20 protein-coding genes and 1 pseudogene are annotated in these 24,407 nt (G+C 73.2%); all 21 read left to right on the top strand.

Going from position 1 to position 24,407, the window contains the following annotated elements:
- Positions 1-158: 158 nt before the first annotated feature.
- Positions 159-1,919, top strand: coding sequence for an N-acetylglutaminylglutamine synthetase (gene ngg / locus JD78_RS17090; RefSeq protein WP_228395102.1), 1,761 nt, complete (start codon positions 159-161; stop codon positions 1,917-1,919).
- A 201-nt stretch (positions 1,920-2,120) separates the two neighbouring features.
- Positions 2,121-3,149 carry a TerC family protein gene (locus JD78_RS17085; RefSeq protein WP_153359486.1) on the top strand — a complete coding sequence of 343 codons (1,029 nt, stop codon included), beginning with the start codon at positions 2,121-2,123 and terminating at the stop codon, positions 3,147-3,149.
- 68 nt (positions 3,150-3,217) lie between these two features.
- Complete coding sequence (gene crcB, locus JD78_RS17080; RefSeq protein WP_166521247.1) at positions 3,218-3,601, top strand: fluoride efflux transporter CrcB; 384 nt, start codon at positions 3,218-3,220, stop codon at positions 3,599-3,601.
- Positions 3,598-3,951: a fluoride efflux transporter FluC gene (locus JD78_RS17075; protein WP_153359490.1), complete on the top strand. Its 354-nt coding sequence runs from the start codon at positions 3,598-3,600 to the stop codon at positions 3,949-3,951. Before crcB ends, JD78_RS17075 begins: the two co-directional genes overlap by 4 nt.
- An 81-nt stretch (positions 3,952-4,032) precedes the next feature.
- Positions 4,033-5,424, top strand: a complete 1,392-nt coding sequence (locus JD78_RS17070) for an alpha,alpha-trehalose-phosphate synthase (UDP-forming) (RefSeq protein WP_153359492.1) — start codon at positions 4,033-4,035, stop codon at positions 5,422-5,424.
- Complete coding sequence (gene otsB / locus JD78_RS17065) at positions 5,421-6,167, top strand: trehalose-phosphatase (protein ID WP_153359494.1); 747 nt, start codon at positions 5,421-5,423, stop codon at positions 6,165-6,167. Before JD78_RS17070 ends, otsB begins: the two co-directional genes overlap by 4 nt.
- Positions 6,168-6,402: 235 nt before the next feature.
- Positions 6,403-8,934 (top strand): chemotaxis protein CheA, encoded by a 2,532-nt coding sequence (locus JD78_RS17060; protein WP_153359496.1) that lies wholly within the window; start codon positions 6,403-6,405, stop codon positions 8,932-8,934.
- 1 nt (position 8,935) lies between these two features.
- Positions 8,936-9,382 (top strand): chemotaxis protein CheW, encoded by a 447-nt coding sequence (locus JD78_RS17055; protein WP_208104133.1) that lies wholly within the window; start codon positions 8,936-8,938, stop codon positions 9,380-9,382.
- Between the two features lie 476 nt (positions 9,383-9,858).
- Positions 9,859-11,472 (top strand): methyl-accepting chemotaxis protein, encoded by a 1,614-nt coding sequence (locus tag JD78_RS17050; protein WP_166521246.1) that lies wholly within the window; start codon positions 9,859-9,861, stop codon positions 11,470-11,472.
- 265 nt (positions 11,473-11,737) lie between these two features.
- Positions 11,738-13,720, top strand: a complete 1,983-nt coding sequence (locus tag JD78_RS17045) for a methyl-accepting chemotaxis protein (RefSeq protein ID WP_166521245.1) — start codon at positions 11,738-11,740, stop codon at positions 13,718-13,720.
- Between the two features lie 286 nt (positions 13,721-14,006).
- The gene (locus JD78_RS17040) at positions 14,007-15,614 is read left to right on the top strand and encodes a methyl-accepting chemotaxis protein (RefSeq protein WP_153362541.1); all 1,608 of its coding nucleotides are present in this window, start codon (positions 14,007-14,009) and stop codon (positions 15,612-15,614) included.
- Positions 15,615-15,913: 299 nt separating this feature from the next.
- Complete coding sequence (locus JD78_RS17035; RefSeq protein ID WP_243731065.1) at positions 15,914-17,518, top strand: methyl-accepting chemotaxis protein; 1,605 nt, start codon at positions 15,914-15,916, stop codon at positions 17,516-17,518.
- Between the two features lie 289 nt (positions 17,519-17,807).
- Positions 17,808-19,415 (top strand): methyl-accepting chemotaxis protein, encoded by a 1,608-nt coding sequence (locus JD78_RS17030; RefSeq protein ID WP_166521243.1) that lies wholly within the window; start codon positions 17,808-17,810, stop codon positions 19,413-19,415.
- 235 nt (positions 19,416-19,650) lie between these two features.
- On the top strand, positions 19,651-20,577 hold the full coding sequence (locus tag JD78_RS17025; protein WP_153362211.1) for a hypothetical protein: 927 nt from the start codon (positions 19,651-19,653) through the stop codon (positions 20,575-20,577).
- A gap of 100 nt (positions 20,578-20,677) precedes the next feature.
- Positions 20,678-21,202 (top strand): response regulator, encoded by a 525-nt coding sequence (locus JD78_RS22380; protein WP_243731064.1) that lies wholly within the window; start codon positions 20,678-20,680, stop codon positions 21,200-21,202.
- A pseudogene (locus tag JD78_RS22375) lies at positions 21,199-21,675 on the top strand (CheB methylesterase domain-containing protein); the annotation flags it as partial. The gene JD78_RS22380 and the pseudogene JD78_RS22375, both read left to right, overlap by 4 nt.
- A gap of 130 nt (positions 21,676-21,805) precedes the next feature.
- Positions 21,806-22,630 (top strand): CheR family methyltransferase, encoded by an 825-nt coding sequence (locus JD78_RS17015; RefSeq protein ID WP_153362209.1) that lies wholly within the window; start codon positions 21,806-21,808, stop codon positions 22,628-22,630.
- A 2-nt stretch (positions 22,631-22,632) separates the two neighbouring features.
- Entirely contained in the window at positions 22,633-23,019 is a 387-nt protein-coding gene (locus JD78_RS17010) for a response regulator (protein WP_153362208.1), read from the top strand.
- Positions 23,016-23,522, top strand: a complete 507-nt coding sequence (locus tag JD78_RS17005; RefSeq protein WP_153362207.1) for a chemotaxis protein CheX — start codon at positions 23,016-23,018, stop codon at positions 23,520-23,522. The genes JD78_RS17010 and JD78_RS17005 overlap by 4 nt, the downstream gene beginning before the upstream one ends.
- Complete coding sequence (locus tag JD78_RS17000; protein ID WP_153362206.1) at positions 23,519-23,881, top strand: response regulator; 363 nt, start codon at positions 23,519-23,521, stop codon at positions 23,879-23,881. The genes JD78_RS17005 and JD78_RS17000 overlap by 4 nt, the downstream gene beginning before the upstream one ends.
- Complete coding sequence (locus JD78_RS16995; RefSeq protein ID WP_153362205.1) at positions 23,878-24,366, top strand: hypothetical protein; 489 nt, start codon at positions 23,878-23,880, stop codon at positions 24,364-24,366. Before JD78_RS17000 ends, JD78_RS16995 begins: the two co-directional genes overlap by 4 nt.
- Positions 24,367-24,407: the final 41 nt, after the last annotated feature.

Below are 24,407 nucleotides of genomic sequence, written 5' to 3'. Positions count from 1 at the left end.
GGGTGCCCACCCGGTTCCGCGCCCAATCCGGTCCTGGGTGCGCGCAACGCCCTGGCCGCTGGTCGGCGCCGCTCGTCGGCCGGTTGCTCTCGCCTGACTCCGTCCCGTCCGGTTCCACGTGGAACGCCCCCGACACGCGGGTCCCCTACGGTGGACCGGTGACCAGTGCCCCGCGACGACTGGCCGGCCACCGCACGCGACGCGGCTACCGCGCGCCGCTCACCAGCCGCTCCTGGCAGCAACCCGACGCCCACGACCTCGCCGGGATGGAGACCGACGTCGTCCTGGACATGGGCTGGGGGCGGCTGGTCTTCGGCCAGACGTTCGCCGACCTCTCCGGCGTCCTGGCCGCCCTGCGCGCGGAGGAGACCGGTCGCCGGGACATCTGCATCTACCCCCGTGACCCGCAGGTGCTGGTGGGGCTGGCCCCGGACGAGCTGTTCATCGACCCGTCCTACGTCTACCGGCTCCCGCTGCACCGGTACCGGCCGCGCGAGGAGGTGATCCGGGGCGTCTTCGTGCGCACGGTGACCTCCGCCGCGGAGATGGGCCGGATCAACGACCTGTACGCCAAGGCCGGCATGGTGGTCGGCGACGCCGCCACCATGTGGCGCAACCACCGCACCCGCACGTTCACCTACCTGGTCGCCGAGGACCGCCGCACCGGCGCCGTGATCGGCACCGTCACCGGTGTCGACCACGGGCTCGGCTTCGACGACCCCGACGGCGGCACCAGCCTGTGGTGCCTGGCCGTCGACCCGCAGGACGCACCGCCCGGCACCGGGGAGGCCCTGGTGCGGGTGCTGGCCGAGCGCTACATCGGGCGGGGCCGCGCCTACCTGGACCTGTCGGTCATGCACGACAACGCCGGGGCGATCGCGCTGTACCGCAAGCTCGGCTTCTCCCGGGTCTCCGCGGTCTGCGTGAAGCGGAAGAACCCGATCAACACGCCGCTGTTCTCCCCTCCCCCGGCGGGGCTGGCCGAGCTCAACCCCTACGCCCGGATCATCGCCGACGAGGCGCTGCGCCGCGGCATCCGCGTGCAGGTCACCGACCCGGAGTGGGGCGAGATCCGGCTGTCCCTCGGCGGCCGGTCGGTGCTCACCCGGGAGTCGCTGTCGGAGTTCACCAGCGCGGTCGCGATGAGCCGGTGCGACGACAAGCGGGTGACCCGGCGGATCGTCGAGCGGGCGGGGGTCCGGGTGCCGCGCGCCGTCGTGGTCGACGGCGGTGACCTGGCCGCCGCCCGCGACCTGCTCGCCGCCTGCGGCCAGCTGGTGGTCAAGCCCGCCCGCGGCGAGCAGGGCAAGGGCATCACCGTCGGCGTGCGGGACGACGACGGGCTGGCGCGCGCCGTCGAGCTGGCCGGTCAGTTCTGCCCCGACGTGCTGATCGAGGAGCTGGTGGCCGGCGACGACCTGCGGGTGGTGGTCATCGACCACGAGGTGGTGGCCGCGGCGCTGCGCCGCCCCGCGGAGGTGGTCGGCGACGGCCGGCAGGACGTCGCCGCGCTGGTGCAGGAGACCAGCCGGCGACGGGAGCGGGCCACCGGTGGGGAGTCGAGCATCCCGCTGGACGACGCCACCGCGGAGGTGGTCGCCGACGCCGGGCACCGGATGGGCGACGTGCTGCCCGCCGGGCAGCGGCTGCGGGTGCGGCGCACGGCGAACCTGCACACCGGCGGCACGATCGAGGACGTCACCGACCGGCTGCACCCGGAGATCGGCGCCGCGGCCGTGCGGGCCAGCCGGGCGATCGGCATCCCGGTGACCGGCATCGACTTCCTGGTGCCCGACGTCGCCGGTCCGGACGCGGTGTTCATCGAGGCCAACGAGCGTCCCGGGCTGGCCAACCACGAGCCGCAGCCCACCGCCGCCCGCTTCGTCGACCTGCTGTTCCCGGAGACCCGGCGGCGCTGACCCGGCGGGCCGGCGGGATGGACGGAGCTGGCGACGAAAGGCGAAGTCTGCTTCACTGGTCGGCGTAGGTGGAGGGGAGTAGCCCCCCGACGCCCCGTCGTCATCCCGGCCCCGCGGCTCGCCGCTGCGGCGGCCCGGCGGGGCGGCCCCGAGCGCGGGGCCGGGCGAGACCTCCAGTTGGGAGAACCGACTGGAGGACCCGTGGACGTACCCCTGTGGCTGTGGTTCGCCGTGCTGGCCGGGATCGGCGCGATGCTCGCACTCGACCTGGTCGCGCACCGGCGAGCGCACGTGATCGGCGTCCGGGAGGCGCTGGGCTGGTCGGCGGCCTGGGTCGCGATCGGCGTCGCCTTCGGTGCCTGGATCTGGTCGGCGTACGGCGCCGACCTGGGCCAGCAGTACTTCGCCGGCTACCTGATCGAGAAGTCCCTCGCCGTGGACAACGTCTTCGTCTGGGCGGTGGTCTTCAGCTTCTTCGCGGTGCCCCGGGAGCTGCAGCACCGGGTGCTGTTCCTCGGCGTGGTCGGGGCCCTCGTGCTCCGCGGCGCGTTCATCGCGGCCGGGGCGTTCCTGATCGCCACCTTCGGCTGGGTGCTCTACCTGTTCGCGGCGCTGCTGCTGTGGACCGGCTGGCGGATGCTGCGCCAGCGGGACGCGCACGTCGACCCGTCCCGGTCCCGCCTGCTGCGGGCCTTCCGGCGGCACGTGCCGATGACCGACGCCTTCCACGGTCAGCGGCTGCTGGTCCGCCGCAACGGGGTGCTGCTGGCCACCCCGCTGCTCGCGGTGCTCGTGCTGGTCGAGGCCAGTGACGTCGTGTTCGCGGTCGACTCGATCCCGGCGATCTTCGCGGTCACCGACGAGCCGTTCCTGGTCTTCACCGCCAACGCCTTCGCCCTGCTCGGGCTGCGCGCCATGTACTTCCTGCTGGCCGACCTGATCCACCGCTTCGTGTACCTCAAGACCGGCCTGGCGCTGGTGCTGATCTGGGTCGGGGTCAAGATGACGCTGAAGGTCGACCTGCTCTACGTGCCGACCACGCTCTCGCTGGCGGTGATCGCCACGATCCTCGCCGTCTCCGTCGGGCTGAGCCTGCGGGCCACCCGCGGCCAGGGGCGCCGGGCCGCGCCGGCACCGGCCACTCCCCCGTTCCGGGTCGCCACGCCCGAGGAGATCGCGAGCCTGGAGCCGGTCTGGCGCAGGCGCCGGGAGCCCGAGCCCACGGCGTGACACCGCGCCCTGACCGATCGGCGCCCCGCCGGGTGGCAAGCTCCCGGCGGGGTCGCCGGTCGGGAGGGGTGCGGGGTGGTCGGGTACGTCTCCGCCGCGCTCGGGGCGCCCTGGGGGCGCTCGCCCGCTGGGCCCTGGCCGAGGCGCTCCCCACCCCCGCCGCCGGCTGGCCGTGGGCGACGCTGCTGGTCAACCTGGCCGGCTGCCTGCTGCTCGGTCTGCTGCTGGCGGTGCTGTTCCCCCGGCACCCCGACTCGCGCTGGTTGCGCCCGTTCCTGGGCACCGGGGTGCTCGGCGGGTTCACCACCTTCTCGACCTTCGCCGTCGAGACGGTGCGGCTGGTCGACGCCGGTGCCGCCGCGACGGCGGCCGGGTACGTCGCCGCCTCGGTGCTCGGTGGCCTGCTGGCGGCGGTCGCCGGGGTCCGGCTCGCCCGGGGCGCGCGCCCGTGACGGCGCTGTGGGTGGTGCTCGGCGCGCTGGCCGGGGCGCCGCTGCGGCTGCTGGTCGAGCGGGTCGCCGTCGCCCGCCGCGGCCGGGGCAGCGTCGCGGGCACGCTGACGGTGAACGTCGTCGGCAGCGCGCTGCTCGGCGTGCTGCTCGGCCTGCGCGGGGTCTCCCCCGCCGTCCTGGCGCTGGTCGGCACCGGCTTCTGCGGCACGCTCACCACCTTCTCGACCTACGCCAACGACGTCGTCCGGCTGGTCGAGGAGGGGGCGGTGGCCCGCGCGCTGGCGTACCTCACCGGCTCGCTGGTGCTCGGGCTGGGCGCCGCCGCGGCCGGGTTCCTGCTGGTCCGCTAGGTCGCCGGGCGCGCGCCCGGGGGTGTCCGTCGCCTAGGGTCGGCACAGGATGAGTGGAACAACGCAGCGCGGAGGACGTCAGTGAGCGCCGACAGCCCGGTGGTGGTGGTCGCCAACCGGCTCCCGGTCGACCAGGTCACCGACCCCGACGGCTCGACCCGCTACCAGCGCAGTCCGGGCGGTCTGGTCACCGCCCTGGAGCCCTTCGTCGCCGGCCGCGGCGGCGCCTGGGTCGGCTGGTCCGGCGCGGCCGGCGACGCCCCCGAGCCCTTCGAGTCCGGCGGCATGCACCTGGTGCCGGTGTCGCTGTCGGAGGAGGAGGTCGACCGGTACTACGAGGGCTTCTCCAACGCCTCCCTCTGGCCGCTCTACCACGACGTGGTGGAGAAGCCGGAGTACCACCGGCACTGGTGGGACACCTACGTCCAGGTCAACAAGCGCTTCGCCGACCGCGCCGCCGAGGTGGCCGGCGAGGGCGCGATCGTCTGGGTGCACGACTACCAGCTGCAGCTGGTGCCGGCGATGCTCCGCCAGCGACGTCCTGACCTGACCATCGGCTTCTTCCTGCACATCCCCTTCCCGCCGTACGAGCTGTTCACCCAGCTCCCCTGGCGGTCGGCGATCATCGAGGGCCTGCTCGGCGCCGACCTCATCGGCTTCCAGCAGCCGGCCGCGGCGACCAACTTCGTCAACCTGGCCAAGCGGCTGCACGACCTGCCGACGAAGGGCAACACGGTCAGCTACGAGGGCCGCACCGTGGTGGCCAAGTCGTTCCCGATCTCCATCGACGTCTCCGTCTTCGACGAGCTCGCCCGCAGCCCGGAGGTGCTCGCCCGGGCCGCGGAGATCCGCGAGGAGCTGGGCCAGCCGGAGAAGATCGTGCTCGGGGTCGACCGGCTCGACTACACCAAGGGCATCGGCGTGCGCCTGGAGGCGTTCGAGGAGCTGCTGGAGGACGGCGTCATCGAGGCGCCCTCCACGGTGTTCGTGCAGGTGGCCACGCCCAGCCGCGAGCGGGTCGAGCACTACGTGACGATGCGGGAGACGATCGAGCAGCAGGTCGGCCACATCAACGGCCTGTACGGATCGATCGCCGGGCCGGCGGTGCAGTACTTCAACCAGTCGATGCCCCGCGAGGAGCTCGCCGCGATGTACCGCGCGGCCGACGTCATGCTGGTCACCCCCTACCGCGACGGGATGAACCTGGTGGCCAAGGAGTACGTGGCCGCCCGGGGCGACCTGGGCGGGGTGCTCGTGCTCAGCGAGTTCGCCGGCGCTGCCGCAGAGCTCAAGCAGGCGCTGCTGGTGAACCCGCACGACATCGCCGGGGTGAAGAACCAGCTGGTGCGGGCGCTCCGGATGGAGCCGGCCGAGGCCACCAAGCGGATGCGGGCGATGCGCCGGCACGTGACCAAGCACGACCTCGACCACTGGGCGAACTCGTTCTTCGACTCGCTGGAGGCCCAGGCGTGACCGGGCTCGACCCGGCGCTGACCGACGCGCTCGACGGGCTGGCCGCGCGGCGTCCGCTGCTGCTGGCCAGCGACTACGACGGCGTGCTGGCCGGGCTGCGTGACGACCCCGCCGCCGCCGTCCCCGAGCCGGGGGTGGCCGAGCTGCTGACCCGGCTGGGCGCCGTCGACGGCGTGACCGTTGCGCTGGTCAGCGGGCGCGGGGTCGAGGACCTGCAGCGCACCAGCGGGCTCACCGGGCCGTTCCGCTGGATCGGCAGCCACGGCGCGGAGTTCGACGGCCCCCTCGCCGGCGAGCTGCGCGCCGCCCGGGACGAGCTGGTCGCGACGCTGTCGCCGCTGGTGGACGCCGTCCCCGGCGCCCGGCTGGAGGTCAAGCCGGCCGCCGTGGCGGTGCACGTGCGCACCGTGCCCGAGCCGGCCGCCCGCCCGGCGCTGCTGGAGCGCGCCGCCGCGGCGGCGGGTCCGCACCACACGCCCAAGCCGGGCAAGGACGTGCTGGAGATCGCCGTCACCGACGCCGACAAGGGCTCGGCGCTGCTGCGGCTGCGCGACGAGCTCGGAGCGGCGGGTGCGCTCTACCTCGGGGACGACGTCACCGACGAGGACGGCTTCCGCGCTCTCGGCGCCGACGGGGTGACCGTCAAGGTCGGCGACGGCGAGACCGCGGCCGCCCACCGGGTGCCCGACCTGGCCGGGGCGCGTGCCGTGCTCGCCCGGCTCGCCGACGCGCTCGGCGGCTGAACCCTCCCTCCCCTCCCTGCCACCCCCCCGCCGGTGGTCAGGGTGCGCGCCGTCCCTGCCGATGGCTGAGAGCACGCCGGGCAACGCCGGCGTGCGGCCTCACCCGATCGGTGACGTCCGGAGCAGAAAATCGTGCACAACGCCTGGGTTCCCCTCAAGGAGATCGGCGGTGTGCCGATGAAACCGACGCTGCGCGGGGAAGGCCCGCCGCGGCACCCAGAGGGAAGAGGCGCGCGTGGACGGTCTGGACGACATCGTCGAGGAGTTCCTCGTGGAGAGCCACGAGAACCTCGACCAACTGGACCAGGACCTCGTGGCCCTGGAGCAGGACCCCCGCTCCCGTGAGCGCCTGTCGAGCATCTTCCGCACGATCCACACCATCAAGGGCACCAGCGGCTTCCTCGCCTTCAACCGGCTGGAGGAGGTCGCGCACGTCGGGGAGAACCTGCTGTCCCGGCTGCGCGACGGCGCCCTGGACCTGACCCCCTCGCGGACCAGCGCCCTGCTGTCGATGACCGACACCATCCGTGCGCTGCTGGCCGCCATCGAGGCCTCCGGCGGTGAGGGCACGGTCGACGTCGCCGACACCGTGGCCCTGCTCAGCGCCGCGCTGGAGGAGTCCCCGGCCGCCGCGGCAGCTCCCGCCGAGGAGCCCGCCCCGGTGGAGCCCGCTCCTGCGCCGGTCGAGCCGGCTCCCGTCGCGGCCGCCCCGGCGAAGAAGGCGCCCGTGCGCAAGGCCCCGGCCAAGGCGGCCGCCAAGGCCCCGGCGAAGAAGGCGCCCGTGCGCAAGGCCCCGGCAAAGGCCGCTGCACCCCCCGTCGTCCCGGCGCCCGCGGCGGCGCCGGAGGTCGAGTCCATCCACGCCCCGGCACCGGGGGTCATCGACCTCCCGGCCGTGGCCGAGGTCCACCAGGAGGTCCCCGTGGACGTTCCCCCCACCCCGGTGGCGCCGGCTGTCCCGGCGGAGGCCGCCGGTGACCTGGCTCCGGAGCCGGGCACGCCCGAGGCCCAGTCCGGCCGGCGCGCCGTCGCCGACAGCACCATCCGGGTCGACGTCGACCTGCTGGACAACCTGATGCTGCTGGTCGGTGAGCTGGTGCTCACCCGCAACCAGATCGTCCAGTACGTCGGCCGGCAGAACGACCAGGACCTGGTGCGCGCCTCGCAGCGGCTCAACCTGATCGCCAGCGAGCTGCAGGAGAGCGCGATGAAGACGCGCATGCAGCCGATCGACCACATCTGGAGCAAGCTCCCCCGGGTCGTCCGCGACCTGGGCCTGCAGTGCGGCAAGTCGGTCCGCCTGGAGATGGAGGGGCGCGACACCGAGCTGGACAAGACCCTGCTCGAGGCGGTCAAGGACCCGCTGACCCACCTGGTGCGCAACTCCGTCGACCACGGCATCGAGGACAAGGCCGGCCGGGCCGCCGCCGGGAAGCCCGCCGAGGGCGTGCTGACCCTGCGCTCGCGGCACGAGAGCGGCCAGGTCGTGGTCGAGGTCGCCGACGACGGCGCGGGCATCGACCCGGCCAAGATCGGCGCCAAGGCCGTGGAGCGGGGGCTGATCACCGCCGACGCGCTGACCCGGATGGGTCCGCCGGACCTGCTGCAGCTCATCTTCCTGCCCGGCTTCTCCACCGCCGCGGCGGTCACCAACGTCTCCGGCCGCGGCGTCGGCATGGACGTGGTGAAGACCAACATCGAGGGCATCGGCGGCACCATCGAGGTCGAGTCGGCGCCGGGCCGTGGCACCGTCATGCGCCTGCGCATCCCGCTGACCCTGGCGATCGTCCCCGCGCTGACCATCGAGTGCGCCGGCGACCGCTACGCCATCCCGCAGATCAGCCTGCAGGAGCTGGTGGCGCTGGACGCCGAGAAGGCTGCCGCCGCCGTCGAGGACGTCGGTGGTGCCTCGGTCTACCGCCTCCGCGGCGAGCTGCTCCCCCTGGTCCACCTGGCCGACGTGCTCGGCCTGCCCTCGGACCGGCACGACGGGCACGTCGTGATCGCCGTGCTCAGCTCCGAAGGGCGTCGGTTCGGCCTGGTGGTCGACCGGGTCATCAACACCGAGGAGATCGTGGTCAAGGCCGTCAGCGGCCAGCTCAAGCAGATCGGGCTGTACTCCGGGGCCACCGTCCTGGGTGACGGCGCCGTCGCGCTGATCCTGGACGTGCAGGCGCTGGCCCGCCGTGCCCTGCGCACCGAGACCACCGACCGGCAGGAGCACCGCAACGCCCTGGCCGCCGCGGCCGTCTCGGCCACCGAGCGGACCCGGATGCTGCTGGCCGCGATCGGCGGGGGCCGCCGGGTGGCCATCCCGCTGGACACCGTCACCCGTCTCGAGCAGGTGCGCAGCGAGACCGTGGAGCGGGTCGGCTCCCGCGAGGTCGTGCAGTACCGCGGCGCGATCCTGCCGATCGTCCGGCTCGACCGGCACCTGGGTGCCTACGGCGAGACCGACCGTGAGGTGCTCGAGGTCATCGTCTACGCCGACCACGGCCGCAGCGTCGCGATCGTCGTGGAGGAGATCCTCGACATCGTCGACGGCGAGGCCGCCGTGCAGAGCGACATCGACGACCTCGGCCTGCTGGGCTCCGCGGTGATCGGCGACCGGGTCACCGAGCTGCTCGACGTCCGGGCCGCGATCCTCGCCGCCGACCCGGCCTTCTACACCAGCAGCGCGCCGCTCGCCGAACTGCCGACGACCGGCTTCGACTCCCCCGCCTTCGGCTTCGACGGCGTCTCCCCGAACCACCTGACGGAGGTCTGACATGAGCAGTGCGACCGCCACGATGCCGGCCAGTGCGCAGCTGGCCACCTTCTGGCTCGACGGCGACCTGTTCGGCGTGGAGGTGGAGCACGTGCAGGAGGTGCTCCGCAGCCAGGGCATCACCCGGGTCCCGCTCGCGCCGCCGGCCGTCGCCGGGCTGATCAACCTGCGCGGCCAGGTGGTCACCGCCATCGAGCTGCGCGAGCGGCTGGGCCGCAAGCCCCGGCCCGAGGGCCAGGAGCCGGTGGTGATCGTGATCCGGCTGCACGGCGAGGCGGTCAGCGTGCTGGTCGACAGCATCGCCGACGTCGTCGACGTCAACGTCCGGGACTTCGAGGCCCCGCCGGACACCCTCGACGGCGTCGGCCGCGACCTGATCCGGGGCGCCTACAAGCTCGACGGGCAGCTGCTGCTCGCCCTCGACGTCAACCGCGCGGTCGGCACCTGAGGAAGGGCCCAGCACCGCACGACCACGACGGCCGTCGTGCCTCCTCCGGGAGGCCGGCGGCCGTCGCCGTTCCCGCGACCGGCCCGCCCGGTCGACACGTCGCCTTCCGGGAATGGTCGTCCGACCATTTTCCCGAAGTGCGCGACAAAGGCCGCGTGAACCGAGAGAATGGTCTCGTGCCGGTCGGGCCCGAATGCACACTCCGGTAGAGCCGAACACCCCCCCGGTCGACGGTCACTCGACCGGGACACGCACCACCTCCGCGGCCACTGCCCTGCCCCCTTCCCCGGGCGAGGTGGTGGCCGCGGTGGCGTTTCCGGGACCGTCGCGGGGTTGTCGACATGGACACCGGGGGAAATGGTCAGCGGCAATTCCTGTACCGATCGGTCCGACACGCGGGCGCGGTCGACACCGCACGTTTCCGTTTCCACCACGCTCTGTCCCGACGCCCTTCCCCTGCCGTTCTGGAGCACGCCATGTCCGCATCGATCCCCCCGTCCCCGAAGCGCTCCTGGTGGGGCGACCGCCACGTCAGCACCAAGATCCTCACGGGCATCGGCACTGCGGCCCTGGCTGGCACAGTGATCGGCGTCGTCGGGATCCAGGCACTGAACTCAGCCGCCGATCGCACCGAGCAGATCTACAGCAACAACCTCACCAGCCTCAGCGCGATCGCGGCGATGCAGGACGACGTGCAAGAACTCCGGGTCCAGTCGCGCAATGCCGCGCTGGCCGTCGATGGCGCCGCCACCCAGCAGGCGCTCGCCGCCATCCCCGAAGTGCTCACCCGGTACGAGGAGCACCGGTCGGCCTACGCGGCGGCCACCAGCAACAGCGCGAAGCGTGCGGTGCTGGACGAGGCTGATGCCCTCGTGGACCAGTGGTCGGTCTTCTCGACCGACGTGCTCGCGCCGCGGGCCGTGGCCAACGACTACGCCGGCTGGATCGCGGCCAACAGCCAGAACCTCCTCCTCACCGAGGCGACGACCGGTCTCGGTGAGCTGGCGGAGGAGGAGCGGGCCAGCGCCTCGACCGCGGCTGCTGCTGCCCGGGAGGAGGCCGAGGCAGCGCGTCTCGTCGTGCTGGCCACGCTGATCGCCGGGGTCGTCGCGGCCGTGACCGTCGGGTTGATGGTGGCCCGCGGCATCGCGCGCGGGCTGCGCCGGGTGCAGGACGCCGCCCGGGCGCTCGCGGCGGGCGACCTGACCACGACCGTCGGGCTGACGACCAGGGACGAGCTCGGGCAGGTCGGCGCGGCCGTGGACGGTGCGCTCGCCGAGCTGCGGTCGGTGATGGCGTCGGTGGTGGCGTCCTCGGATGCCGTGGCGGCGGCGTCGGAGGAGCTGAGCGCGTCCTCGGCGCAGATCTCGGCGTCGGCGGAGGAGACCTCGGCGCAGTCGAACGTGGTGTCGGCGGCGGCGGAGGAGGTGTCGCGCAACGTGGGCACGGTGGCCGCGGGTGCGGAGGAGATGGGTGCGTCGATCCGGGAGATCAGCCAGAACGCGAACGAAGCGGCGCGGGTGGCGGCGCAGGCGGTGGCCGAGGCCGAGGCCACCACGGTCACGGTGACCAAGCTGGGCGACAGCTCCCGGGAGATCGGTGAGGTGGTCAAGGCCATCACCTCGATCGCGGAGCAGACGAACCTGCTGGCGCTGAACGCGACGATCGAGGCGGCCCGGGCCGGGGACGCCGGCAAGGGGTTCGCGGTCGTGGCGAACGAGGTGAAGGAGCTGGCCCAGGAGACGGCGCGGGCGACGGAGGACATCGCGCGCCGGGTGGAGGCGATCCAGGGCGACACCTCGGGTGCGGTGGCCGCGATCGGGCGGATCAGCGAGGTCATCGGCAGCATCAACGACTTCCAGCTGACCATCGCCAGCGCGGTGGAGGAGCAGACGGCGACGACGAACGAGATGTCCCGGTCGGTGCAGGAGGCCGCGGGCGGCTCGACGGAGATCGCCGCGAACATCACCGGCGTCTCCAGCGCGGCGTCCTCGACCACGCAGGCGCTGGGGCAGACCCGGCAGGCCGTGGACGAGCTGTCCCGGATGGCCAGCGACCTGCGCGGCAGCGTCGCCCGCTTCACCTACTGACCCCCGACCAGGCACGCCCCGACGGCCGCTCCGCCCATCCCGGGCGGGGCGGCCGTCGCCGTTCCGGCGGCATCGTCCGCAGGGCCCGCGAGGTCCAGGGCGGTGGTCTCCGGGGCGGGGGAGATGTGTCGACCCGGAGACCTGGCGAGATGGTCGTCCGGGTTTCCATACCTGGATCGAGCGACACAGCCTGGTTTACGGCACCCTGCGGTTTCGGGCGCTCCACCCTGTCCTCGTCCTCGCCACGAGTGCCCTGGAGCCGGTCATGTCCCTTCCCACGTCAGATCGTCGTCCCTGGTCCCCCGCGCGGTGGCTGTCCTCGCTGCGCGTCCGGACTCGCCTGCTCCTCATCGGCGGCCTTCCCCTGCTCGCCTTCCTGGGACTGCTCGGCCCCCAGGTGGCGACCGACTGGCAGGCTCGTAGCGAGGCGGCCGAGCTGGAATCGGCGGTGTCCCTGGTGGCTGCCGTGGGTGGCGTCGTCGACGCGGTCCAGGTGGAACGCGGGACCAGCAGCGTGTACCTCTCCTCCAGCGGCGCCCGGTTCGCCGAGGAGATGGGGGCCGCCCGGGAGCAGCTGGACAGCCGGCTGGGGGCGTTGGACGGCGTTCTCGGGTCCGACAGTGCCCTCTCCGACGAGCTCCGGGAGTCCGTCCGGGGTGCGGTCGCGGAGCTCGATGACCTGGCCGGTGCACGCAGTGCGGTCGACGCCCTCACCCCGCCGATCCCGGAGCGGATCGGCTGGTACACGACGGCGAACGACGCGCTGCTCGGTTCGCTGGGCACGATCGCGTCAGGGTCGTCGGACGCCGCGCAGAGCCGTTACCTGGTCGCTCACCTGGCCTTGCTCACGGCGAAGGAGAAGGCCGGGCTGGAGCGGGCCCAGCTGAGCAACGTCTTCACCCTCGACGCCTTCGCCCCGGGGCAGCTGGCGACGGTCGGTGGCCTGCGGGCTGTCGTCGCTGATGAACTGGACCGGGTCGAGCAGCTGGCACCGCAGCGTGTCGTCGACCGTCTCCGGGAAGCCCGGCAGGGCCCCGAGTTCCAGGCCGTCGCCGCGACCGAGGAGCTCGCCCTGTCCGGTGCGGGCGCCGGGGGTTTCGGTGTCGACCCGACCAGCTGGTTCGCCCAGGCGACCGACCGGATCGCGGTGCTGGGCGGGCTGGAGTCCGAGCTGACCGGTGTCCTGGGCGAGCTCGCTGCCGAGCGGCAGGCCGAGGCCACCCAGCAGCTGATCGTGCTGGCCGCACTGGGCATGCTGATCACCGCGGCGGTCTTCACGGTGATGGTCCTGGTGGTCGTGGGCATCAACCGAGCCCTGCGCCGGGTGTCCTACGTCCTGCTGCAGCTCGGTGGCGGCGATCTGACCGAACGCTGCGGGATGCAGGGCACCGATGAGCTCAGCTCGATGGGGCGGACGCTGGACGGCGCCCTGGACGAGCTGCGGGGCGTGCTCAGCGGCGTCGCGGCCTCGGCCGATGCGGTGGCGGCGTCGTCGGAGGAGCTGAGCGCGTCGTCGGCGCAGATCTCGGCGTCGGCGGAGGAGACCTCGGCCCAGTCCGGGGTGGTCTCCGCCGCCGCCGAGGAGGTGTCGCGGAACGTGGCGACCGTGGCTGCGGGTGCGGATGAGATGGGTTCGGCGATCCGGGAGATCAGCCAGAACGTCAACGACGCCACCCGGGTGGCGGCGCAGGCGGTGAGCGAGGCGCGGTCGACGACGGAGACGATCGAGAAGCTGGGCGCGAGCTCGCAGGAGATCGGTGCGGTGGTGAAGGCCATCACGAGCATCGCGGAGCAGACCAACCTGCTGGCGCTCAACGCCACGATCGAGGCGGCGCGCGCCGGGGACGCCGGCAAGGGCTTCGCCGTCGTCGCCAACGAGGTCAAGGAGCTGGCCCAGGAGACGGCCCGGGCGACGGAGGACATCGCGCGTCGGGTGGAGGCGATCCAGGGCGACACCTCGGGTGCGGTGGCGGCGATCGGTCGGATCAGCGAGGTCATCGGCAGCATCAACGACTTCCAGCTGACGATCGCCAGCGCGGTGGAGGAGCAGACGGCCACCACCAACGAGATGTCCCGGTCGATCCAGGAGGCCGCCGGCGGGAGCACCGAGATCGCCCGGAACATCACCGGGGTCTCCACCGCCGCCGGTTCCACCAACCAGGCACTGGGGCAGACCCGGCAGGCCGTCGACGAGCTGTCCCGGATGGCCAGCGACCTGCGCGGGAGCGTCGCCCGCTTCACCTACTGACCCCGATCCGGCGCGCCCCGACGGCCGCTCCGCCCGCTCCGGGCGGGGCGGCCGTCGCCGTTCCCGGCGGGATCGTCGAGGGGCGTGTCGACAAGGCGCCGGTCGGGACCGGTGGCCCGTCTTTCTGGGGTGAGCCGCCCCGACACGGCTCGGCTGGCGCGGTCGCGACCGTTGCGAGCCGCCACCATCAGTCCGTACGCCGATCCGCCCGCCGCGGGGGATCGACCGCGGCAGGGCGACGACGCCGGCTGCCGCTTCTCCTCTCGAACCCCCCTCTGGAGCCACCATGAACGCTGTCGCCACGCCTCCCCGGAGGCTCGCGTGGTTCACCGACCGGTCGATCGGTGTCAAGATCGGGGCCGTCGTGGCCCTGCTCGCAGTGGTGGTGCTCGCCACCAGCGCCTTCGCCGCGTGGCGCATCGAGGAGCGTGCGGCGAGCCAGGAGCTCCTCTACGAGGAGAACCTGCGCCCGCTCAACGACCTGTCCGCCGTGCAGCGCGCGACGGCGGCGCACCGGGCCCGGGTGCTCGAGTACGCCTTCTCCGACCCGGCGCGTCAGCAGGAGCTGATCGGTCAGATGGAGGAGAAGCAGGCCGACGTCGACGCTGCGCTGGCCGAGTACGAGCCGCACATCGTGGACCAGGCGGCGATGGACAAGTACCTGGACGCCCGCGCGGGCCTGCTGGACCTGCTGACGACGACCGCTTTCCCGCTGGGCGCCTCCGGTGACCTGGCCGGCTACGGCCAGCTGGTCCGGGAGGCCATGCAGCCGTTCTTCGACGACATCGCTGACGGGCTGGAGGAAGAGGGGCTCGCGCAGTCCGCGGTGGCCGACCAGCGGAACCAGGAGGCCGCGGCTGCGGCGCGCGCGTCCATCACCTCGCTGCTCGTCACGGCGGTGGTGGCGATCCTGGTGGCCGGCGTCCTGGCGGTCCTCGTCGTCCGCCGGGTGCTCGTGACCGTCCGCTCGGTGCAGCAGTCGGTGGAGGCGATGGCGTCGGGCGACCTGACCCGGACCCCGCAGGTCCGTGACCTGGACGAGATCGGCCGGATGGCGGCCTCGCTGGCGGCGGCGCAGGAGAGCCTGCGGTCGGTGCTGGCCTCGGTGGCCGGGTCGGCGGACGCGGTGGCGGCGTCGTCGGAGGAGCTGAGCGCGTCCTCGGCGCAGATCTCGGCGTCGGCGGAGGAGACCTCGGCGCAGTCGAACGTCGTGTCGGCGGCGGCGGAGGAGGTCTCCCGCAACGTCGGGACGGTGGCCGCGGGCGCGGAGCAGATGGGTGCGTCGATCCGGGAGATCAGCCAGAACGCCAACGAGGCGGCGCGGGTGGCGGCACAGGCGGTCAGCGAGGCGCAGACGACGACGGAGACGATCGAGAAGCTGGGCATCTCCTCGACCGAGATCGGCAACGTGGTGAAGGTGATCACCAGCATCGCGGAGCAGACGAACCTGCTGGCGCTGAACGCGACCATCGAGGCGGCGCGGGCCGGTGAGGCGGGCAAGGGCTTCGCGGTGGTGGCGAACGAGGTGAAGGAGCTGGCCCAGGAGACGGCGAAGGCGACCGAGGACATCGCCCGCCGGGTGGAGGCCATCCAGGGCGACACCAGCGGGGCGGTGGCCGCGATCGGTCGGATCAGCGAGGTCATCGGCAGCATCAACGACTTCCAGCTCACGATCGCCAGCGCGGTGGAGGAGCAGACGGCGACGACGAACGAGATGTCCCGGTCGGTGCAGGAAGCCGCGGGCGGCTCGACGGAGATCGCCGCCAACATCACCGGCGTCTCCAGCGCGGCGTCCTCGACCACGCAGGCGCTCACCCAGACCCGGCAGGCCGTGGACGAGCTGTCCCGGATGGCCAGCGACCTGCGCGGCAGTGTCGCCCGCTTCACCTTCTGATCCCCCGCTCCACCGCACAGCAGGGCCGCTCGGACCTCGGGTCCGTGCGGCCCTGCTGCGTTCCCGGCTCCCGTCGCCCGAGCGGGGTGTCGACTCGTCGTCCCCGGTCGACGGTCACCGGTCTTTCCGCAGGTCAGCGGCGCGACACGCCGAGATGATCAACGATCGGGCCGTTCCGCTGCCCGACGATCTGCCGGACGAGACCGAGTCACATGCGTCCCAGGGGACCCAGCCATGACCGGCCGCGGCACCGCCGACCGACGGACCGGTCGACCCAGCTCGAGCCCAGGAGGCCACCCGTGAGTGCACCATCCGTCCTCGCCCGGTTCCGGTTGCGCGGGATCCTGGCCAAGATCGTCGCCGCCGTGGGGCTGGCCGTCGTCGTGGCCGTCGGCGTGGGGCTGGTGGGGCTGCGCAGCCTGGGTGAGTCGGCCGGCACGACGGAGGCCATGTACCAGGACGAGCTCGTCGGCACCGTCGACGTCGAGGCCGTCCGGGGTGAGCTCTACGCGCTGCGGCTGTCGGCCGTGAACTACGCCGTCGCGAATGACCCCATGGAGAAGCAGGGCTACATGGGCGACCGGCAGGCCGCCTACCAGGGGCTGGCGCGCGCGGCGTCGCACTACCTGGCGACCCGGCCGACGGCGCGCAGTCGCGAGCTCATCGACCACGCGCTGGCGGAGGTGAACGAGTTCAAGGCCGTGATGCCGGGCCTCGACGACCTGGCCGACGCCGGTGACCTGGCCGCGTGGTCGGCGGCCCGTGCCGCCGAGGCCGATCCGATCGCCGAGTCCATCCTGACCGACCTGGACGAGCTCGCGACCCTGCGCCAGGACAACGCAGCAGCCGAGGCGGCCGAGGCGCGGGCGTCCTTCCAGGAGACGCGCTGGGTGCTGGTCGGCGTGATCGTGATCGGAGCCGCTGCGGCGCTGGCGATCGGGGTGCTGGTGGCCCGCCGGATCACTGCCGGGCTGCGCCGGGTGCAGCACGCGGCCGAGGGGCTCGCCGCCGGCGACCTGACCCGCACGGCCGACGTCGCCTCCCGGGACGAGGTGGGCCGGACGGCGGTGGCGCTGGACGGCGCGATGACCCAGCTGCGGTCGGTGATGGCCGCGGTGGTCGCGTCGGCCGATGCGGTGGCGGCCTCGTCGGAGGAGCTGTCGGCGTCGGCCGGGCAGATCTCGGCGTCGGCGGAGGAGACCTCGGCCCAGTCCGGGGTGGTCTCGGCCGCCGCCGACGAGGTGTCGCGCAACGTGGCCACCGTGGCCGCGGGCGCGGAGCAGATGGGTGCGTCGATCCGGGAGATCAGCCAGAACGCCAACGAGGCGGCGCGGGTGGCGGCGCAGGCGGTCGGGGAGGCGCAGGCGACGACGGAGACGATCACGAAGCTCGGGGTGTCCTCGACCGAGATCGGCAACGTGGTGAAGGTGATCACCAGCATCGCCGAGCAGACGAACCTGCTGGCGCTGAACGCGACCATCGAGGCGGCGCGGGCCGGTGAGGCGGGCAAGGGCTTCGCCGTCGTGGCGAACGAGGTGAAGGAGCTGGCCCAGGAGACGGCGAAGGCGACCGAGGACATCGCGCGCCGGGTGGAGGCCATCCAGGGCGACACCTCGGGTGCGGTGGCCGCGATCGGCCGGATCAGCGAGGTCATCGGCAGCATCAACGACTTCCAGCTGACCATCGCCAGCGCGGTGGAGGAGCAGACGGCGACGACGAACGAGATGTCCCGGTCGGTGCAGGAGGCCGCGGGCGGCTCGACGGAGATCGCCGCGAACATCACCGGCGTCTCCAGCGCGGCGTCCTCGACCACGCAGGCGCTGGGGCAGACCCGGCAGGCCGTGGACGAGCTGTCCCGGATGGCCAGCGACCTGCGCGGCAGCGTCGCCCGCTTCACCTTCTGACGCAGTGCACGGCCACGGCCGTCGTCCCCGCATCCGGGGGCGGCGGCCGTCGTCGTGCCGTGGCGGGCCTGCTGTGCCGGATGGGTCGACAGGGAGACCCGGCGAGTCGGTCGTCCACATTCTTGGTCGTGCACAACCGGACACGCCGGGCAGGACGGGGGTCCCGCGTCGGTGCACCCTCCACGATCGGTCCAGGCGCCGGGTCGTCCGGTGGTCGTCCGACGAGTCTGCGCGCTCACCGGACCTGCACGGTTCTCCCACCCATCGCGCACGACCCCAGGAGCGACGCATGTCCCGCAACTCGTTGGCCGGCACCGGTTCGTGGTGGGGTGATCGCAGCGTCCGCACGAAGGTGCTCGCCACCGTGGGCGTGGCCGGCGTCGTCGCCGCCAGCATCGGGGTGCTCGGCCTGGGCGCGCTCAGCCGCTCGGCCGATTCCGGGGATGCGCTCTACCGCGAGAACGTCTCCGGCCTGGTCGCGGTCGCCGTCATGGGCGACACGGTGCGCGACATGCGGGTCAACCTGCGCGACACCCTCGTCGGCACGGACGTCCCGGGCAGCATCAGCAACATCGACACCCTGGCCGACCGGTTCAGCGAGGCCACGGACGACTACGCCGCTGGCGGGCTGGTGCCGGCCAAGCAGGAGCTGGTGGACGACGTGCGGATGAGGATGGGCGAGTGGGTCGACCTCCAGCAGACGGTGCTGGTGCCCCTGGCCACGGCCAGGGACTACCCGAACTGGATCGCCACCAACGCCGCACAGGCGGCGCCGCTGTCCACGGCGGTGATGGACGACGTCGCCCAGCTGCGCGACCTGGAGGCCGACGAGGCCCAGCGGGCCGTAGCCGCCATCCGCAGCGAGTACGAGTCGCAGCGGACCACCGCGATCGTGCTGATGATCGCGGGCATCGCGGTCGCCCTGGGGCTGGGCTGGTTCGTCGCCTCGGGGATCGCCCGGTCGGCCGGCAGGGTGCGGGAGGTCGTCCAGGGGCTCGCCGAGGGCGACCTCACCCGCAGCAGCGGGCTGACCGGCAACGACGAGCTGGGGCAGATGGGGCAGGCGCTGGACGGCGCGATGGCGAGCCTGCGTGGGGTCATGGGGTTGGTGGTGGCCTCCTCCGACGCGGTCGCGGCGGCCTCGGAGGAGCTGTCGGCGTCGTCGGCGCAGATCTCGGTGTCGGCGGAGGAGACCTCGGCGCAGTCGGGTGTGGTGTCGGCGGCGGCGGAGGAGGTCTCCCGCAACGTGGCGACGGTCGCGGCGGGTGCCGACGAGATGAGCTCGGCGATCCGGGAGATCAGCCAGAGCGTGAACGAGGCGACCCGGGTGGCGGCGCAGGCGGTCGCCGAGGCGCAGACGACCACCGGGACCATCGAGAAGCTGGGTGTGAGCTCGCAGGAGATCGGTGCGGTGGTGAAGACGATCACCTCGATCGCGGAGCAGACGAACCTGCTGGCGCTGAACGCGACGATCGAGGCGGCGCGGGCCGGTGAGGCGGGCAAGGGGTTCGCGGTGGTGGCGAACGAGGTGAAGGAGCTGGCGCAGGAGACCGCGCGGGCGACGGAGGACATCGCGCGTCGGGTGGAGGCGATCCAGGGCGACACCTCGGGTGCGGTGGCGGCGATCGGGCGGATCAGCGAGGTGATCGGGTCGATCAACGACTTCCAGCTGACCATCGCCAGTGCGGTGGAGGAGCAGACGGCGACGACGAACGAGATGTCGCGGTCGGTGCAGGAGGCCGCGGGTGGGTCGACGGAGATCGCCACCAACATCACCGGGGTGTCGGCCGCGGCGTCGGCCACCACCGAGGCGCTGGGGCAGACCCGGCAGGCCGTGGACGAGCTGTCGAGGATGGCCAGCGACCTGCGCACCACGGCGGCCCGCTTCACCTACTGAGGCAGGCGCTCCCGACGGCGGCCGCCGCCCTCCACCCGGAGGGCGGCGGCCGCCGCCGTGTCCGGGGGCGTCATCGTCCGGGTGACGAGGGGTTCACGCTCTGTCGCTGGTCGTTGACCGTCCGGCACGGACACCCGCTCCCTGCCCGGCCGCCGTCGCGCGACCGGGTGACGGCCGCGTGGCGCACTCCCGCCGCCGCCCCCACGATGGGTGCACCACTTCCACAGGAGGCGACGTGCCCTACTCCCTGGTCAGCGCGGCCACGCTCGGCTTCGACCTCGTCCGCCTGCCCGCCGGCGGCCAGGTCGCCGACGTGCTGCTGACCGGTCTGGGCGCCGACGCCGCGACCCTGCACCGGATCGCCGCCGCCCACCCCGGCGCCGGCCGGCCCGCCAAGGAGCGGGCCGAGCTCGCCGTCCGTGCCCGGCGGGCGCACGAGCTGGCCGCCGGCGGCGTGCCGCAGCTGCGCGACGTCCCCACCGGTGACCCCGGTGAGAGCGCTGCGGGCGGCGAGCGCAACGCCCGGCTCGTCGCGCTGCTGGAGCGGGGCACGATCGGCAACACCCCCGCGCTGGAGCGGCTCGTCCGCGACGACGTCCTCGGCGCCGAGCACCCCGCGGTCGCCGACCTCGACCCGGCCGTCGCCGCGGTCGCCGCCGACGTGCTGGCCGACGCCGCCACCGGCTGGTGGGCCGCCGAGGCCCTCGCCCGCCCGGTGCGGCAGGAGCTCACCGCCCCCTACGCGTCGGTCACCGCGCTGGAGCCCACCCCGCGCCCGGACCTCGGTCCGGCGACCGACGGGCTGGCGGAGCTGCTCGCGGAGATCCGCGGGCTGGGTGAGAACGGTCGCCGCCGCTGGCGGCTCGCGGTCGAGGTCGGCCGCGCCCAGCGGCGGCCGTGGGCCGCTGCCATGCACGGCGCATCCTGGGCCGCCCACGTCTCCGGCCGGACCCGCACCCTCGCCGCGGCGCAGCTGATGGCGGTCACCGCCTTCACCGAGAGCGGCTTCACCTCCCGCGACGGGGCCGAGGGCGTCTGGAACGCGCTGGCCGGCTGCGTGCAGGGCCTGGCGATGTCCGACCTGCTCGACGAGGAGTCGATGACCGTCCTCGGGGCGCCCTGGGCGATGGTGACCGGGAGGTCGCTCCCCCTCGCGGGGTAGTCCTCAGCTCGTCCTGCCGCTGGCCTCAAGAGATGCCGGCGGATGCCGATGAAGGTTGTGTGCGGCCCACCTGGCCGGTACATCGGCAGCGGGGGAGCGCGTGGAAAAGATCAAGGTCATGGTGGTCGACGACTCGGTCGTCGTCCGCAAGATCGTGACAGACGTCCTCTCAGAGGACCCCATGATCCAGGTCGTCGGCACCGCAGCGAACGGCCGGATCGCGGTGGCCAAGCTCGAGCAGCTCAAGCCCGACCTGGTCACGATGGACATCGAGATGCCGGACATGAACGGCATCGAGGCGGTGCGGGCCATCCGCAGCCGCGCCGGGGGCCAGGCCTACAGCCGCGTGCCGATCATCATGTTCAGCACGCTCACCGAGCGCGGCGCCTCCGCCACCCTGGACGCGCTCTCCGCCGGCGCCAACGAGTACGTGACCAAGCCGGCCAACGTCGGCAGCGTCGCGCAGTCGATGGAGAGCGTCCGGCAGCAGCTCATCCCCAAGATCAAGGCGCTCACCGGGCGCCCGATCACCTCCGGCCCGGCCGCCGCGCCGGCCCCGGCGGCGGTGGCCCCCGGCCGCCCGCCCCGCGGACCCGCGCCGCCAAGCAGCCCGCCGTCCTGGTGATCGGCTCATCGACCGGTGGCCCCGAGGCGCTGAGCAAGGTGCTGCCGCTGCTCCCGGCGTCCCTGCCCGTGCCGGTCCTGCTGGTGCAGCACATGCCCCCGGTCTTCACCCGGCAGTTCGCCCAGCGGCTGGACCGGCTGTGCCCGCTGCAGGTCGTCGAGGCCGTCGACGGCACCCCGCTGGCCCCGGGCACCGTGCACATCGCCCCCGGCGACTTCCACCTCACCGTCAGCTCCAGCGGCGGCAACAAGCGCACCGCGCTGAACCAGGCGCCGCCGGAGAACTTCTGCCGCCCCGCGGTCGACGTGCTCTTCCGCTCCGCGGTCGCCGCCTACGACGGCGCCGTCCTCGGGGTCGTCCTCACCGGGATGGGCTCCGACGGCCGCATCGGCGCAGGCCAGATCCGCGAGGCCGGCGGCACCGTCGTCGCCCAGGACCAGGCCACCTCGGTGGTCTGGGGCATGCCGGGCGCGGTGACCCAGGCCGGCTACGCCGACGAGGTGCTGCCGCTGGGTCGGGTCGCCGAGGCGATCACCCGGCTGCTCCCCACCCCCGCCCGACGGGCGGCACCGTCCGCCCCCTCACGACCATGGGAGGCGCGCGATGACGCTCACCGCCACCAGCTTCGACTGGGTGCGCCAGCTGGTGCACCGGGAGAGCGCGATCGTGCTGCAGCCGGGCAAGGAGTACCTGGTCGAGGCCCGGTTGCTGCCGATGGCGCAGCAGCGCGGCCTCTCCGGGGTCAGCGAGCTCGTCGAGTCCGTCCGCAACCGGCCCGACCCGGCGACCACCCGCCGGATCGTCGAGGCGCTCACCACCAACGAGACCTCCTGGTTCCGGGACGGCGACCCGTTCACCGCGCTCACCGGCACGGTGCTGCCGCAGCTGCTCGCGGCCCGGGGACCCAACGAGCGTCTGCAGATCTGGTCGGCCGCCTGCTCCAGCGGGCAGGAGGCCTACACGATCGCGATGCTGCTGTCCGACGCGCTGCCGAATGCGACCAGCCGGGTGTCGATCACCGCGACCGACCTCTCCCGGGAGATGGTCGAGCGCACCCGGGCCGGCCGCTTCAGCCAGCTCGAGGTCAACCGCGGGCTCCCCGCGCCGATGCTGGTCCGGCACTTCACCCGGGCCGGCAACGAGTGGGAGATCGCCCCGGAGCTGCGCCGGATGGTGACCGCGAGCGAGTGCAACCTCGCCGCCCCGCTCCCCCGGCTGGGCCCGTTCGACGTCGTCTACCTGCGCAACGTGCTCATCTACTTCGACCTCCCCACCAAGCAGGGGATCCTGACCCGCGTCCGCCAGCTCATGCGACCCGACGGGTGGCTGTTCCTGGGCGCTGCCGAGACCACCCTCGGCGTCGATGACAACTGGGAGCGGGTCGTCGTCGGCCGCGGCTCCGCCTACCGCCCGAGGAAGGTGTCCTGACCGTGCGTGCCCTCGTGATCGACGACTCCCGCGCCATGCGGCGCATCGTCGGCAGCATCCTGACCGATCTCGGGTACGAGGAGGTGCGGGAGGCCGGCGACGGCCAGCAGGCCCTCGACGTCCTGGCGTCCGGCTTCGTCCCCGACATCTGCTGCATCGACTGGAACATGCCGGTGATGGACGGGCTGCAGTTCGTCCTCGCCGTGCGGGCCGAGCCGGTCCACCGCCAGGTGACGCTGATGATGGTCACCACCGAGAGCGAGCACGGGCAGATCGTCAAGGCCCTGGCCGCGGGCGCCCACGAGTACCTGATCAAGCCGTTCACCGCCGACGCCATGCGCGACAAGCTGGCGCTCCTCGGCCTCCTCCCGGAAGGTGCCCCCGCATGACCGCCCCCGAGCTGGCTCAACCGATCTCCGCGTTGCTCGACGCGCAGACCGTGCAGAGCATCGCCGACGACGTCTGGCCGTCCCTGGTCGGCGACGGCGAGGTCTTCGTCCCGGTCCCGGCCCCGCCGCCGCTCGAGCCGGTCAGCGCCTGGGTGACCATCTCCGGCCCGTGGAACGGCGCCGTCGTGATCACCTGCGACAGCCACACGGCCGAGGCGCTGACCGAGAGCGTCCTGATGCTCCGGCCGCCCACCCTCGTGGAGGAGGAGGACGTCGAGGACGCGCTGGGCGAACTGGCCAACGTGCTCGGCGGCAACATCAAGTCCGTCCTGCCCGGGGTCTCCACCCTCGGGCTCCCCCAGACCGGCGCCGCACCGCCCACCGGGCGACTCGACGACGTCTGCCGCATCAACGGCCAGTGGCGCGGCCAGTCCCTGACCATCACCGTCCAGGGCGCCGCCACGGCGCCGGACACCGAGCGGAACGAGGTGCCGCAGCAGTGAAGATCCTGGTGACCGACGACAGCCGTGTCATGCGGCAGATCGTGATCCGCACCCTGCGCCAGGCGGGGTACGACGACCACGACATCATCGAGGCCGAGGACGGGCAGCAGTGCCTGGCCAAGGTCGGCTCCGACAAGCCCGACCTGGTGCTGTCGGACTGGAACATGCCGAACATGACCGGCATCGAGTGCCTCGAGGCGCTGCGCGCCTCCGGGTCGCAGGTGCCCTTCGGCTTCGTGACCTCCGAGGGCTCCCCGGAGATGCGGGAGAAGGCGGCGAACGCCGGCGCCCTCTTCCTCATCGCCAAGCCGTTCAACGAGGACACCTTCAAGGACGCGCTGGACGGGGTGATCGCGTGACCGCCGCCCTGCAGCCGGCCACGCTGCCCACCGCCAAGGACGTCCGCGACATGCTCGAGGGCCTCTTCGGCAAGGCGGTCGTGGTCTCCCCCGGTGACCCGGTCTCGCTGAACGACAAGCCCGCCGTCGCGGTGTACGTCGACCCGACCATGGCCACCACGGCGCTGTGCCTGGTCGACCTGCGGCTCGGGGCCTGGCTCGCCGGCGCCCTGGCGCTGCTCCCCAAGGGCGGCCTCGAGGACGCGATCGACGAGGGCGAGCTCTACCCGATGCACCTCGAGGCGCTGTACGAGGTGGTGAACATCGCCGCGTCGATGTTCAACGGCGAGGGCGTCAACCACTCGAAGCTGCAGACCCTGCACGCTCCCGGGGAGTCGATCCCCGGCGACATCGCCGGGCTGGCGGCGGCGTTCAACCGCATCGACCTGAAGGTCGACGTCGCCGGCTTCGGGTCGGGCCACCTGTCCATCGTGATGGCGCACTGACCCACCGCACGACCGCGCACCACCTGCACGACCCCGGGACC

The sequence above is a fragment of the Modestobacter roseus genome (assembly GCF_007994135.1).
GTDB lineage: Bacteria > Actinomycetota > Actinomycetes > Mycobacteriales > Geodermatophilaceae > Modestobacter > Modestobacter roseus.
Note: the sequence above shows the minus strand (reverse complement) of the source record. Positions and strands in the feature narration are given on the sequence as shown.